Genomic DNA, 13274 nt, shown 5'->3' with positions numbered 1-13274 from the left:
GTAACAGCCCATCTCACCGATGGGCGTTACCCGTAAAAATCCCCTGCCAGCGCATGCTGTCAGGGGATTTTTTTATCTCTGCAAGTCTGCATCTCCCCGCCAGCAAAAGATCGCATCCACTGACTGACAGATTACCGGCAAAAAAAATCCCGTTAACCGCTGGTGAGCGAGTAACGGGACAAAAAAAACGTACCCGGTTTAAGCACGTTCAAATTTGGATGATCATTTACGAGTTAAGCTGGAACAGCGACATCTTGGACATACTGCTAAAGGTGGAATAAGACGCCTGCAACGCTGACTGCAGCATGGTGTAAGAGGAAATAGAGCTGGTGTAATCGGCATCCACCAGATTACTCATCTGGGTGGTATAGCTCAGATCGCGATCAGCACTCAGGTCATCCAGTTTTTCCAGCTCATCCAGCTGCGTACCGGTCTCAGAACGCACTTTAAGCACATTATTCAGTGAATTGGCTAAACCACGAGTCGCTTTACCCAGCGCCGCGGTATAAGCATCTGTGGTCGTCTCATCAGCGCCATCTTGTGGCACTTTCAACGCAGCAATCGCATCGTCCAGCATTTTGAACAGATCGGTTTCGCTGGCGCTGCCATCCGGCTCTGCTTCTGCAGTACTGGTCAGCGTTTGAAAAATTTCTTTGCCGGTATGACTGATGGTCATAGAGCGGGAAGCGTCAACCTGCTGGGTGATAGCCTGATCGCCGCCGTTGTAGACCATGGTGCCGGTGCTGTCATCAAATGGCGCAGCATCGGTCTTATAGCCGGCAAACAGATAACGTCCGTTGCCATCTGTGCTGTTCGCCAGGTTCATCAGCTGTCCACGCACACCTTCGAGCTGTGTCGCCAGCGAGGCGCGGTCATCGTCACTCAGCGTGCCGTTGCCAGCGTTAACCACCAGACTCTGCGCCGAGATAATGCTGCTGGTGACGTTTTGCAGCGTACTCTCTTCCAGCGACAGGTTCTGGGTCGCGAAGTCACGTGCCAGACCGAACTGCTTGCTTTGCGCCTGAGTTTGCGCCAGCAGCACCGCATTCGCCGAGGCGATAGGGTCATCGGACGGGTTAACCACACGTTTACCGGAGGAGAGTTGCTCCCCCGCTTTCAGCCAGGATGACTGCGCGTCAATGATCGCTTTGGTCTGCTGGCTATACATCATGCTGGTACTAATACGCATAGCGTTAAATCCTTATTTCTGATTCATTAACGGATGTTGATCAACGCGTCAAAGATAGTCGATGCCGCCTGCAGCACCTGGGCGTTCGCCAGGTAATACTGCTGGAATTGCGTCAGGTTGACATACTCTTCATCGAGGCTGACACCCGAGATCGCCTGCTGGCGGGTAGTCAGCTGCGTTACCACGCTATCCTGAGTGGTACTGGCGGTTTCCAGCGAACTGGTTTTGTTACCGACAACACTGACCATTGTGGCGTAAGCCTGGCTGTAAGTACTTTTGCCATTGACCAGAGTGCTGGTTTGCAGGTTCAGTAACTTCTGCGCATTGGTGTTATCACTTACGCCGCTACCGGCGGCCGATCCGGCGGCAATCTGTCCTTCATCGGTAATAGCGACCGACATATTGACAATTGCATCAGTGACCGGCTTAACCACAAAACTGTCTTTGGCGGCGGCGCCCGTGCTGCCAGAGATACTGACTTCCAGACCATCAAACACCAGCGTCGGATCACCGGTAGTGCTGTTGGTGCCGGTGGTGTAGCTGACCGAGGTATTATCCGATGAACGGGTCACCTTCCAGCTGGAGCCATCATAAGAGACGTTATAGTCCGTCGCCTGCACCGCACTGGAGTCGGTGATAGTGGCGGACAGACTGGCGGTGCCGCTGTTTTTACTGTTGGCGACCGTAGATGGCGAACCAACAGTAAAGAAATCGATACCGGTGTCGCCATCGGTGTCATAGCCCGCACTGTGCTGGGCGTTAAAGGAGTCCGCGAACACCAGCGCCAGCTGATTAAGCTGGTTGCGTGCAGTGGAGAGATCCTCGCGACGGAATGCCAGCGTGCCACCCAGCGAACCGGTGGTCAGCTGTTTTTCCGGGATCTCAACATTGCCTGCGGTATTATCGACATAACCCACCGTCAGCTTTGTCGGATCGCTGCTGGAAGCCATCGCCACCAGCTGCTTTGAGGTGTTGCCGCTGACCAGCTGGGTGCCATTGCCAATCGAAATATTGTAGCTACCGTCCTGTTCAGAAACGGTCACACCGATAATGTCGTTCAGCTGGCTGACTAACTGGTCGCGCTGATCCAGCAGGTTATTCGGGCTTGCGCCAGTGCCTGCAGCAGTCAGTTTGGTGATCTGCTTATTCAGGTTGGCAATCTGCGTGGAATAGGTATTGATTTGCTCAACGCTGGAAGTGATGGTGGTATTGACCCCGCTTTCCAGATTGCGCAGATATTCATCGGTGCTTTTGAACTGGCTGACCAGTCCCTGCCCCTGGCTCAGCATACTCTGGCGCGCGGAAGCGTCATCCGCACTGCTCACCACGTTTTGCACGGCAGTAAAGAAACTTTGCATCGAGGTTGACAAACTGGTCGTCGAACTGGCGAACAGATCATCAATGTTGGAAATCTGGCTGTACTGCGCACTGAGCGCGCTGCTTGAGGCGCTGGCGCCGCGCAGCTGGGTGGTGATAAAGCTATCATACTCACGATTGACGCCGACAACATTGACACCGTTACCATAGTAACTGCCGCCAACCTGGGTGCTGGCCGCCTGACTCAGCGCCAGAGTCTGACGCGTATAGCCGCTAACCGTGTAGTTACTGATATTGTTACTGGTGGTATTAAGCGCAGCCTGGGCGGCTGTTAAACCGCTCATTGCGGAGTTAATTAAGCTGGACATGTCGGTTCCTCGTTTTCCCGCACAATGTTCGGGCCGGCATTAGTGCTAACAGTTGCCGGAGAAGTGTCATCTCACCTCCGGCCTGTAATGGTTATCGGCGTTTTTAAGTGAAACTTGAGAAAAATAATCAGAACAATTTACTGAGATCGCTGCTGTAAGCCTTCACCACTTTTTCGCCCATATTCTTGAATTGCTGGATCATTCCCATCAATTTTTGTGCATACTTAGGATCGGTGGCATAACCTGCGGCCTGCAGCGCCATCGCACCCTGCTCGGGGGTACTGGCATTGGCAACCGCGGCATAACGTGGGTTATTGCTGATCAGCTTGACGTAGTCGGTTAAGGCTTCGGTATAGGAACCATACACGCGGAAACTGGCCTGCACTTTTTTCGCCACGCCATTTTCATATTCGGTAGTGGTAATCTCGGTCTTCTCACCCTGCCAGCTGCTGTTAGCTTTAATCCCGAACAGGTTATAGCTCGGCTTGCCGTCGCGGGTCATAATCTGCCGCTGGCCCCAGCCGGACTCCAGCGCCGCCTGCGCCAGAATCAGGTGATGCGGAATACCGCTTGCGGCGCTGGCCGCCTGCGCTGGTTGCGCCAGCGTGGCGAGAAAGTCGCTGCTGTCGCCGCTCAGCGTCATGCTGCCGGTTCCAGCCGCGGGCAGTTTCGGCATCGCACGGCGCACCATCTGCTCCAGCTCGATCGGCGGCAAGGTATTAATAAACTTCTTATCCAGCAGCATCGGCAGAGTACCGGCGGTCTCATCCGGCGCCACCGACGGCGCCATCTGTTTCACAATGGTATCCGCCAGTCCCAGCCCTTTATTGCCAATCTCCTGCGCAACCTGCTGATCGTACATTGAGGTAAACATACGCGTCTGTTCAGTGCTCAGCAGACCGTTCTGCGGCAGCGCCTGACGCATGCTTTTCAGCATCATCTGTACAAACATACCTTCAACCTGTTTCGCTACCTGCAGCGCTTTCCCTTTCGGGTCGCTACCGGCTTCACGTTTCAGATCGTTAAGCGACTGGCTGTCAAACGCCGCGCTGGTCAGCGATTGCGAAGAGTTAGCATTCATCAGATAATTTCCAGTTTGGCGCGTAAACAACCGGCACTCTGCATCGACTGCAGAATCGACATCAGATCCATCGGCGTTGCACCCAGTGCATTCAGCGCACGCACCACACTGTTGAGGTTGGCACTGGCGTTCACCCGCTGCAGCGCGCCGCCTTCCTGACGTAAGTCGATCTGCGTCTGTGGCGTCACCACCGTCTGACCTCCGCCCAGCGGCGTGGTCGGCTGACTGACGTTCTGCGACTGGTTGACGGTAACCGAGAGATTACCCTGCGCCACAGCACAGCTATCCAGCATCACTTCGCGGTTCATCACCACCGAACCGGTACGTGAGTTGATAATCACTTTCGCGTCCTGCAACGGCACGGAGACATCGATATTCTGAATATCGGCCAGCAGACGCACCTGCGCGCTACTGTTAGCGCTGGTACGAATCTGCACGGTGCGTGCATCCAGCGCCTGCGCCGAGCCATAACCGCTGCGGCTGTTAATCGCGTCGCTGATCCGCTGCGCCATGGAGAAATCTTCGTCGTTCAGCTGCAAATTAATCACATTCGCCGTGCCGAAGTTAGTCGAGAGTTCGCGTTCAATGGTGGCGCCACCGGTGATACGCCCCCCATTCAGCTGGTTAACCTGCACGCTGCTGCCACCTGCAGAAGCTCCGGCACCGCCGACCAGAATATTGCCCTGCGCCAGCGCATACACCTGGTTGTCGACACCTTTCAGTGGCGTCATCAGCAGCGTACCGCCACGCAGGCTTTTGGCGTTACCCATTGAGGAGACCACCACATCGATCTGCTGCCCCTGACGACCAAAGGCGGGCAGTCTGGCGGTGATCATCACCGCCGCCACATTTTTCAGCTGCATATTGGTGCCGGCCGGCACGGTAATTCCCAGCTGCGATAACATGTTGCTCAGCGACTGGGTAGTAAAAGGCGTCTGCGTCGTCTGGTCACCGGTGCCGTCAAGGCCAACCACCAGGCCGTAGCCGATCAGCGAGTTACCGCGTACGCCTTGTACGCTGGTCAGATCGCGAATGCGATCGGCGGAAGCCAGTGAACTGACGCCAAGCAGCAGACAAAATGCTGCGCGAAGAATAGATAGTTTACGCATTGTTACCTCTTACAGCGGTGCGACGTTCAGGAAGAAACGCTGCAGCCAGCCCATGTTCTGTGCTTCGTTGATATAGCCGTTGCCGACGTACTCAATGCGTGCGTCTGCCACCTGGCTGGAGACAACCGCGTTGCTACCGCTAATCGTGCGCGGGTTAACCACACCGGAGAAACGAATAAATTCGGTGCCCTGGTTAATCGCAATCTGTTTCTCACCCACCACTTTCAGGTTGCCATTCGGCAATAGCTGATTAACGGTAACGGTAATGGTGCCGGTAAAGGTGTTATTAGCGGATGCGCCGCCTTTACCAGCGAAATCATTTTTGCCCGTGCCTTCAACCGCGGTTTTATCGCCACCCAGCAGACCATTCAGTGCGCTTGGCACTGAAGTCAGGCCGACGCTGGTGCTGCCATCGCGGCTGGCATTAGCTGAAGAGCTTTTACTGGCACTGACGTTTTCCTGCAGCGTAATCGTCAGGGTATCGCCAATATTGCGCGGACGACGATCCTCGAACAGCGGCTGATAGCCGTAGTTCATCGGCATCACGCCCTGAAAAATTGAACCGTTAACCACCGGCGGCGAAGCTGGCAGCGGCTGAGCCGTTGTCGAGCCTTCCACTAAAGGGGTACGCGGAACTAAGGCACAACCGTTAAGGGTCAGGAGCAAACCTGCTACTAACCAACGTCCAGGCTTGAGATGTAATTGCTTCGCCACGGATTCACTACCTTCTAAAAGTCTGTTATGAGGGCGAGAGTAGCCCCGCCCTTACTGCAAAATCAGCGGCTTAAAGCTGCGACAGCTTCTGTAGCATCTCGTCGGAGGTGCTGACCGCTTTACTGTTGATTTCATATGCACGCTGGGTCTGGATCATGTTGACCAGCTCTTCCGCCACATTGACGTTAGAGGATTCCACATAACCCTGATACAGCAGGCCAGCGCCGTTCAGCCCCGGCGTACTGTCGGTTGGCGCACCGGATGACTGCGTTTCCTGGTACAGGTTTTCACCCATACTTTCGAGGCCCGCATCGTTGATAAAGGTGCTCAGCGTTAACTGCCCTACCTGCACTGGCGTGGTCTGTCCCTGCTGAGTGACGCTGACGGTACCGTCACGCGCCACGGTCATGCTCAGGGAGTTCGCCGGAATGGTAATCGCCGGCTGCACCGGGAAACCAGCGTTGGTCACCAGCTGACCGTTCTGGTCGGTCTGGAACGAACCGTCACGGGTATAAGCCACGGTGCCGTCTGGCATCTGTACCTGGAAGAAACCCTGGCCATTGATCGCCACGTCTTTCGACGAGTTGGTCTGCGACAGGTTACCCTGGCTGTGCAGACGCTCAGTGGCCACCGGACGCACACCAGTACCGATCTGTAAGCCAGTCGGTAAGGTGGTCTGTTCGGATGACTGGGCGCCCGGCTGACGGATGGTCTGATACATCAGATCTTCAAACACCGCACGCTGGCGTTTAAAGCCGTTGGTACTGACGTTGGCCAGGTTGTTGGCGATAACGTCCATATTGGTTTGCTGAGCGTCAAGACCGGTTTTAGCTATATATAAAGAACGAATCATATTGTTTTCCTGTGTCCTTAACTGGACATGTTAAGGATCTGGTTCGCGCGTTGTTCGTTTTCATCGACAGCCGAGATCACTTTCATCTGCATCTCAAAACGTCGCGCGTTAGCGATCATATCGACCATCGTGGCCACCGGTTTCACGTTGCTGCCTTCGAGCACGCCAGGCATCACCTTTATCGTCGGATCGGCCTGCAATACCGCACCACGTTGCTGCTGAGCACTGGCGGTCAGACGAAACATACCGTCATCACCGCGCGTCAGTTCCTTGCCTTCAGCCTTAACCAGTTTTAAACGCCCCAGCTGCACGGTGGCATTGGCAGCCTCGCCTGGATTCAGCGCGGTAATCGAACCGTCAGCAGCAATGGTCAGTTCCGAACCTTGCGGCACCGCAATCGGACCACCGTCACCCATCACCAGGTTGCCCTGCACGGTGAGCTGCCCGGTGGCATTGATCTGGATGTTACCGTTGCGGGTATAAGCTTCACTGCCATCCGCGGTCTGCACCGCCAGCCAGCCATCCTGCTGTAATCCCACGTCCAGCGGACGAGAGGTATAATCCATCGCGCCCTGAGTCATATCAGCGCCCGGAGTGGAAGCGGTGACCAGCGTACGGGTCGGCAGTGACAGTCCTTCAACCGGCACCGCGCGTAAGGCATTCAGCTGCGCACGGAAACCTGGCGTTGAGGCGTTAGCCAGGTTACTGGCGGTCACTGCCTGCTGATTGAGCGTCTGCGTGGCAGCGCCCATAGCGGTATATATCGCGTGATCCATAATCTAAACCTGCTGTCAGAGAATCTGGCGAACGTCGTCAAGCGTGGCGGTTCCCAGGGTTCCGAGATCCAGCACTGCGCTATCCGTGTTTGTGGTTACACCATTAACCAGCCCATAATTCAGTGGCTGCGCCACCAGCTGGGTGCTGCCACTGCTGGCGGCAACGGTGAAGCTGTATTTGCCGTCTGGCGCTGTCGAACCATCTTCCAGGGTGCCATCCCATGTATAGCTATGGACGCCAGCGGTCACGGCCCCCAGATCGATGGTGCGAACCACTGCGCCAGTGGAATCTTTAATGGTGACTGTGGCGGCGGTCGCGGCGCTTTCCAGCTCAACGCCAAACGGCGTGGTCACACCGCTGCCAGCCAGAATCTGCGAACCATCAACCATTACGCCCTGACCAATCAGCGACGAGGCCTGTAACGCCTGATTGCTGTTAATCTGGCCAGAGATCGAAGACAAGGTAGTGTTCAGCTTCTCAATCCCGCTTACGGTGTTGATCTGCGCCAGCTGAGTGGTCAGCTCGCTGTTTTCCATCGGGTTGGTCGGGTCCTGATTTTTTAACTGCGTCACCAGCAGCGTCAGAAAGTTACTCTGTAAGTCGCTGGCGGTGGAGCTGGCAGAACTGGTGCTGGTACTGGTGCTGGTCAGTGCTGTTGATTCGTTGACGTTAACCGATACGCTCATTATTTTTCTCCGTTATTGACCCATGGTCAGGGTTTTCATCATCATTGATTTCACGGTGTTGAGAACTTCAACGTTTGCCTGGTAGCTGCGTGATGCGGACATGGTATTAACCGTTTCACTGACCACATCGACGTTAGGCATCTTGACGTAACCCTTCTCATCGGCCATCGGATTACCTGGTTCGTAAACCAGTTTGGCGGGCGTCGGATCGTCAACCACTTGCGCGACTTTCACCCCGCCAGTCGCCGCGCCTGGCGCGGCATCAACCTGAAACACCACCTGCTTAGCGACATAGGGCTGACCATCCGGCCCGGTGACGCTGTCGGCGTTGGCCAGGTTACTGGCGCTGACGTTCATTCGCTGTGACTGTGCAGTCATCGCCGAACCGGCGATATCAAAAATATTTAAAAGTGCCATAACTTATTGCCCCTGAAGGACGCTCATCATGCCTTTAATCTGACTGCTGATAAGTGTCAGATCCGTTTGGTATTTCAGGCTGTTATCCGCAAACTGCGTACGTTCGCGATCCATATCTACCGTGTTGCCATCCATCGCTGGCTGGTCAGGAACGCGATACATCAGATCGAGATCCGGCGCCTGCGCATTGGATACAGGAATGTGGCGTGCCGACGTTAACGCCAGCGACAGCCCTGAACCCTGCGCACGACCCTGTTCCACCGCGCGTTTCAGTTCGCTGGAAAAGTCGATATCACGCGCCTGGTAACCCGGCGTGTCGGCGTTGGCGATATTGGACGCCAGGATCTCCTGACGCTGAGCCCGCAGGTTTAGCGCTTCAGTGCCAAAATTGAGTGCTGCGTCCAGTTTGTCGAGCATGCTTCCTCCGCAAAGTGAGAATTTCGAGCGGACAGGATAAGCGGGAGGGGGGAAGAACTATCGAATGAATAGCGCTAAAAACCGGCGCTATTTTCCGCATTGACTTGTGGCATTCGCGCGTAAAATCTCCGCCATACTGCTACAGGGGGAGATGACAATGCGTGGGGTAATACCTTTACTGGCGGGGCTGTTCGGCTTATTCAGCCTGCAACTACAGGCCGCTGATCTGACCGCTCAGTTAACGCAATTTTTTCAGGCGCGTGATGCCGCCCATGCGAAAGGCATGCAGGTTGTGCTCCGCACGCCGACGGCGCAATGGCCACAGTGTGAGACGCCACAGTTCTCGCTGCCGGGCAACAGCCGCCTGTGGGGCAATATCAGTGTCGCAGCTAACTGCGGTCAGGAACGCCGCTATCTGCAGGTGCAGGTACAGGTCACTGGCGATTATGTGGTGGCGGCGCGTCAGATAACCCGTGGCAGTGCAGTCAGCGCCGCAGATCTGACGATTAAACGTGGACGCCTCGATACGCTGCCTTCACGCGCGGTGGTTGATCCACTGGAAGCAACAGATGCCATCACTGTGCGTGATATTCTGCCAGGCCAGCCGATTACCCTGTCGATGGTGCGTCAGCCGTGGCGTGTAAAAGCCGGTCAGAACGTGATGGTGATTGCGCAAGGGGATGGCTTTAACGCCAGCGGCGAAGGGCGCGCAATGAATAACGCCACTGCTGCGCAGGCGGTAAGAGTACGGATGGGTAACGGTCAGATAGTCAGTGGCAAGGTGGATGCGGATGGGAATATTCTTATATCGCTATAAAGCACTAAAGCTGCCTGCTTTTCTGCCGATAGTGGAATTAAGCAATATATTACTATTTGATCATTCATCGCTCGAACTTGCAGGAGCCAGATTATGAGTATCGACAGAACCCAGCCAATGAAACCCGTTGCCACTGTCCAGCAACGTGAAAACAATGACGCTTCCGGCAGCAAAGTGCGCCAGAGCGAAACGACTGCCACTACCGCAGCCAGCACTACCGCCACTCAGGTAAAACTGAGCAGCGCACAGTCACAGCTGATGCAACCGGGCAGTCAGGACATTAATACCGCACGCGTTGAACAACTGAAAACCGCCATCCGTAACGGCGAACTGAAAATGGACAGCGGCAAAATTGCCGATGCACTGATTCAGGAAACGAAAGACTACTTACAGGGTAATTAATTGCAATGAATAGCTTACTGACCGCGCTGGATAAAATGCAGGAAGTGCTTTCGTCGCTGACGGAAGTCATGGATGCCGAGCAGCAGCAACTCTCTGCCGGTCGGATCAACAGTAACTTACTCCAGCGAATTACTGAAGATAAAAGCTCGTTGCTGAATACTGTCAACTATCTTGATGGTATGCGTAATCAGGCGGAAAAACGTCTGGGCCTGCAGGCGCCCTACCCGACTCAGCCGGATCTGGCGCGTCGTTGGGAAATGATTCAGAAACAGACCGCCAGGCTGCACAACACCAATCGCCACAGTGGCATGCTGCTCAACCTGCAAATTGAATATAATGAGCAGGCGCTCTCGGTGCTGAAACCGCAGGTCAGTCAGCCATTCTATGGCCCGGACGGACAGACTAAATCAGGCGCATTCGCCAGCCGTAAAGTCTGATATTGAGGCGGGTGGCGAAAACGCCGCCCCTGTGGTTTTGCAGGCGTAGGGGCGGCGTTCTCGCCGCCCTTTCTCATGCACAACATCAATAATCTATGCCACGGTACGACGGGCGAAATCACGCGGACGAAAGCCCATAATGCCCAGCATCAGGAAATAAGTGCCGCCGCCAACCGCACAAACCCCGGCCAGACGCAGCAGGCGATATGCCATATTGCCGACATCCCAGTCCGGCATCACCATATTCATTGCCACCAGCGCCGCCGCCATCACTATCACCGCAATAAACAGACGCAACAGGAAACTAAACCAACCCGGCAGCGGCTGGAAGATTTTCTGTTTACGTAACTGCCAGTAAAGCAGCGCCGCATTAAGACAGGCCGCCAGGCCAATCGACAGCGCCAGTCCGGCATGCTTTAGCGGACCAATAAACGCCAGGTTCATGAGCTGGGTCATAATCAGACAAACAATGGCGATTTTCACTGGCGTTTTAATATCCTGACGCGAGTAAAAACCTGGTGCCAGCACCTTCACCACAATCAAGCCCATCAGCCCGACCGAATAAGCCACCAGCGCACGCTGCGTCATGGCGGCGTCAAAAGCGGTGAATTTACCGTACTGAAACAGCGCCACCGTCAGCGGTTTGGCCAGAATGCCCAGCGCCACAGCGCTCGGCAGAGCCAGTAAGAAACAGAGGCGCAGCCCCCAGTCCATCAGACGTGAATACTCATCATGGTTGCCACTGGAAAAACTTTTCGCCAGCGACGGCAGCAGGATAGTGCCCAGCGCCACGCCTAATACTCCCGACGGAAACTCCATCAGACGGTCGGCATAATACATCCATGACACCGAACCGGAGACCAGAAACGAGGCAAAAATCGTGTTGATAATCAGCGAGATCTGGCTGACAGAAACCCCAAGGATTGCTGGCCCCATCTGACGCATCACGCGCCAGACCCCCGCATCTTTCAGATTCAGGCGCGGCATCACCAGCATGCCGATTTTCTTCAGGTGCGGCAGCTGATATCCGAGCTGCAACACCCCGCCGACCACCACCGCCCAGGCCAGTGCCAGCACCGGTGGATTAAAGTGCGGTGCGGCAAACAGCGCAAAACCGATCATACTGACATTCAGTAAGGTCGGCGCAAACGCCGGTACTGAAAAGCGGTTCCAGGTATTAAGGATCGCCCCGGCCAGTGACGCCACCGAAATCAGCAAAATATAGGGAAAGGTGATGCGCAGCAGCGAAGAGGTTAAGGCAAACTTGTCGGCGGTATCCGCAAAGCCCGGCGCAGTCACCATAATCACCCAGGGTGCGGCGATCATGCCGATAAAGGTGACAATCGCCAGTACCAGCGTCAGTAACCCGGAAACATAGGCGACAAACACCTTTGTCGCCTCTTCGCCCTGCTTACTTTTATATTCCGCCAGAATTGGCACAAATGCCTGCGAAAATGCGCCTTCGGCAAAGATGCGACGCAGCAAATTAGGCAGCTTAAAGGCGACAAAAAAGGCGTCAGTCGCCATTCCGGCGCCAAATACGCGCGCCACGATGGCATCGCGGGCAAAGCCCAGCACACGCGAAAACAGGGTCATCGAGCTGACCGCAGCCAGAGATTTCAACAAATTCATGGTTTACTGCGCTTCCTGAAATAAGAGAGTCCGTGGAGTGATCCCGGGGGGCGAGAGCACGCTCGCCGGATAAACAGCGGGTAGTCTACGGATATAGCGGGAAATAACCACAACGCTTTGTTACAACAGATTATTCCTTATCCGCGTCGCGCCACATTTTTTCCACCACACGCTGCGCCAGCAGCGCCTGCTCGCCCGAGGTTTGCGGCGCAGTCTGATTTTGCACGCAGGCGATAAAATGGTGCGCCGCGCCTTCGAATCCGCGCTGCGCCAGCGTAGTCTGCCAGCCCGGAATCGGATCCATCAGCAGCTTCCCGGCGGTTTCCTGCTGCCAGTCGCGCATATCATTAATCTGATAAACACTGCTGTCACACACCGCGATCACCGATTCACGCTGGCTACCTGCGCGCCGGTGCATACTGGTGGTCACCTGGGTCTGGCCGACAGTGAAATGGTGCTCGGCATACAGCATCTCGCCCGCCTCATTGGTTTGTAAACTGCCGTGGCGCAGACTGCCCGCACCGCCGCCCAGCCACAGCGCGGTGTCAACCACATGCAAATAGTCGTCCAGCAGCGTAAAGCGTAAATCGTGCGGGCCAACGCTGTCGCTGCGGTGCTTATCCATGCGGATCGACGCGGGATTTACCATACTGTCGCGCAGTTGCAGATAGCGAGGTGCAAAGCGCCGGTTAAACGCCACCATCAGCTTGCGTCCACGTTTATGCGCCAGTTCGACCAGTTGTTCAGCTTCACTCAGCGTGGCGGCCAGCGGTTTATCCACACAGACATCGACACCGGCGCGCAGCAGTTCACCGACGATCGCAAAGTGTGTTGCAGTGCTGCTGTGGACAAATACCGCATCACACTGTTCAGCCAGTGGTTGCAGAGCGGAAAAACAGGGCATGCGATAGCTGTCACAAATGATCTGTGCTTTTTGCTGGTTCGGCGAGAATGCCCCGGCTAATATCCAGCCGTCGGTTTTACTGACAACGGGCAGCCAGGCTTTCTGCGCAATGCCGCCTAAACCCACTACGCCAATCCGCAATGGTCTGGTCATC

15 protein-coding genes are annotated in these 13274 nt (G+C 55.4%); 3 read left to right on the top strand and 12 right to left on the bottom strand.

Going from position 1 to position 13274, the window contains the following annotated elements:
* Positions 1 to 226: 226 nt before the first annotated feature.
* The 10 genes from flgL to flgB form a co-directional block, all read right to left on the bottom strand.
* Positions 227 to 1189, bottom strand: a complete 963-nt coding sequence (gene flgL / locus J2125_RS21050) for a flagellar hook-associated protein FlgL (RefSeq protein WP_017801869.1) — start codon at positions 1187 to 1189, stop codon at positions 227 to 229.
* 26 nt (positions 1190 to 1215) lie between these two features.
* A complete protein-coding gene (flgK, locus tag J2125_RS21045) occupies positions 1216 to 2874 on the bottom strand; it encodes a flagellar hook-associated protein FlgK (protein ID WP_017801868.1) in 1659 nt (552 codons plus the stop codon).
* Positions 2875 to 3001: 127 nt separating this feature from the next.
* Positions 3002 to 3955 (bottom strand): flagellar assembly peptidoglycan hydrolase FlgJ, encoded by a 954-nt coding sequence (gene flgJ / locus J2125_RS21040; protein WP_017801867.1) that lies wholly within the window; start codon positions 3953 to 3955, stop codon positions 3002 to 3004.
* Positions 3955 to 5064, bottom strand: coding sequence for a flagellar basal body P-ring protein FlgI (locus J2125_RS21035; protein WP_017801866.1), 1110 nt, complete (start codon positions 5062 to 5064; stop codon positions 3955 to 3957). Before J2125_RS21035 ends, flgJ begins: the two co-directional genes overlap by 1 nt.
* A 9-nt stretch (positions 5065 to 5073) precedes the next feature.
* A complete protein-coding gene (locus J2125_RS21030; RefSeq protein WP_026111802.1) occupies positions 5074 to 5778 on the bottom strand; it encodes a flagellar basal body L-ring protein FlgH in 705 nt (234 codons plus the stop codon).
* Between the two features lie 70 nt (positions 5779 to 5848).
* Positions 5849 to 6631, bottom strand: coding sequence for a flagellar basal-body rod protein FlgG (gene flgG / locus J2125_RS21025; protein ID WP_017801864.1), 783 nt, complete (start codon positions 6629 to 6631; stop codon positions 5849 to 5851).
* 17 nt (positions 6632 to 6648) lie between these two features.
* Entirely contained in the window at positions 6649 to 7407 is a 759-nt protein-coding gene (locus tag J2125_RS21020) for a flagellar basal body rod protein FlgF (protein ID WP_017801863.1), read from the bottom strand.
* A gap of 15 nt (positions 7408 to 7422) precedes the next feature.
* Positions 7423 to 8094 (bottom strand): flagellar hook assembly protein FlgD, encoded by a 672-nt coding sequence (flgD, locus tag J2125_RS21015; RefSeq protein WP_017801862.1) that lies wholly within the window; start codon positions 8092 to 8094, stop codon positions 7423 to 7425.
* A 12-nt stretch (positions 8095 to 8106) separates the two neighbouring features.
* Entirely contained in the window at positions 8107 to 8511 is a 405-nt protein-coding gene (gene flgC, locus J2125_RS21010; RefSeq protein WP_017801861.1) for a flagellar basal body rod protein FlgC, read from the bottom strand.
* Positions 8512 to 8514: 3 nt separating this feature from the next.
* Positions 8515 to 8928 (bottom strand): flagellar basal body rod protein FlgB, encoded by a 414-nt coding sequence (flgB, locus tag J2125_RS21005; RefSeq protein WP_017801860.1) that lies wholly within the window; start codon positions 8926 to 8928, stop codon positions 8515 to 8517.
* A 157-nt stretch (positions 8929 to 9085) separates the two neighbouring features.
* Between flgB and flgA the strand changes: the two genes are divergently transcribed.
* From flgA to J2125_RS20990, 3 genes are all read left to right on the top strand, one after another.
* Complete coding sequence (gene flgA / locus J2125_RS21000) at positions 9086 to 9745, top strand: flagellar basal body P-ring formation chaperone FlgA (RefSeq protein ID WP_017801859.1); 660 nt, start codon at positions 9086 to 9088, stop codon at positions 9743 to 9745.
* A 93-nt stretch (positions 9746 to 9838) separates the two neighbouring features.
* Positions 9839 to 10147 carry a flagellar biosynthesis anti-sigma factor FlgM gene (gene flgM, locus J2125_RS20995; protein ID WP_017801858.1) on the top strand — a complete coding sequence of 103 codons (309 nt, stop codon included), beginning with the start codon at positions 9839 to 9841 and terminating at the stop codon, positions 10145 to 10147.
* A gap of 5 nt (positions 10148 to 10152) precedes the next feature.
* Positions 10153 to 10584 (top strand): flagella synthesis protein FlgN, encoded by a 432-nt coding sequence (locus J2125_RS20990; RefSeq protein ID WP_017801857.1) that lies wholly within the window; start codon positions 10153 to 10155, stop codon positions 10582 to 10584.
* Between the two features lie 93 nt (positions 10585 to 10677).
* On the opposite strand, the gene murJ is transcribed toward J2125_RS20990, so the two are convergent.
* Positions 10678 to 12216, bottom strand: a complete 1539-nt coding sequence (gene murJ / locus J2125_RS20985; protein WP_017801856.1) for a murein biosynthesis integral membrane protein MurJ — start codon at positions 12214 to 12216, stop codon at positions 10678 to 10680.
* Between the two features lie 130 nt (positions 12217 to 12346).
* Positions 12347 to 13273, bottom strand: coding sequence for a Gfo/Idh/MocA family protein (locus J2125_RS20980; protein ID WP_017801855.1), 927 nt, complete (start codon positions 13271 to 13273; stop codon positions 12347 to 12349).
* Between the last annotated feature and the right edge of the window lies 1 nt (position 13274).

The organism is Winslowiella toletana, assembly GCF_017875465.1.
Lineage (GTDB): Bacteria > Pseudomonadota > Gammaproteobacteria > Enterobacterales > Enterobacteriaceae > Erwinia > Erwinia toletana.
This window is presented reverse-complemented; position numbering and strand designations above follow the sequence as displayed.

Coding starts and splice junctions, on each gene's coding strand:
- flgL (WP_017801869.1), bottom strand. CDS start 1,189: ATGCGTATTAGTACCAGCATGATGTATAGCCAGCAGACCAAAGCGATC.
- flgK (WP_017801868.1), bottom strand. CDS start 2,874: ATGTCCAGCTTAATTAACTCCGCAATGAGCGGTTTAACAGCCGCCCAG.
- flgJ (WP_017801867.1), bottom strand. CDS start 3,955: ATGAATGCTAACTCTTCGCAATCGCTGACCAGCGCGGCGTTTGACAGC.
- J2125_RS21035 (WP_017801866.1), bottom strand. CDS start 5,064: ATGCGTAAACTATCTATTCTTCGCGCAGCATTTTGTCTGCTGCTTGGC.
- flgG (WP_017801864.1), bottom strand. CDS start 6,631: ATGATTCGTTCTTTATATATAGCTAAAACCGGTCTTGACGCTCAGCAA.
- J2125_RS21020 (WP_017801863.1), bottom strand. CDS start 7,407: ATGGATCACGCGATATATACCGCTATGGGCGCTGCCACGCAGACGCTC.
- flgD (WP_017801862.1), bottom strand. CDS start 8,094: ATGAGCGTATCGGTTAACGTCAACGAATCAACAGCACTGACCAGCACC.
- flgC (WP_017801861.1), bottom strand. CDS start 8,511: ATGGCACTTTTAAATATTTTTGATATCGCCGGTTCGGCGATGACTGCA.
- flgB (WP_017801860.1), bottom strand. CDS start 8,928: ATGCTCGACAAACTGGACGCAGCACTCAATTTTGGCACTGAAGCGCTA.
- flgA (WP_017801859.1), top strand. CDS start 9,086: ATGCGTGGGGTAATACCTTTACTGGCGGGGCTGTTCGGCTTATTCAGC.
- flgM (WP_017801858.1), top strand. CDS start 9,839: ATGAGTATCGACAGAACCCAGCCAATGAAACCCGTTGCCACTGTCCAG.
- J2125_RS20990 (WP_017801857.1), top strand. CDS start 10,153: ATGAATAGCTTACTGACCGCGCTGGATAAAATGCAGGAAGTGCTTTCG.
- murJ (WP_017801856.1), bottom strand. CDS start 12,216: ATGAATTTGTTGAAATCTCTGGCTGCGGTCAGCTCGATGACCCTGTTT.
- J2125_RS20980 (WP_017801855.1), bottom strand. CDS start 13,273: ATGACCAGACCATTGCGGATTGGCGTAGTGGGTTTAGGCGGCATTGCG.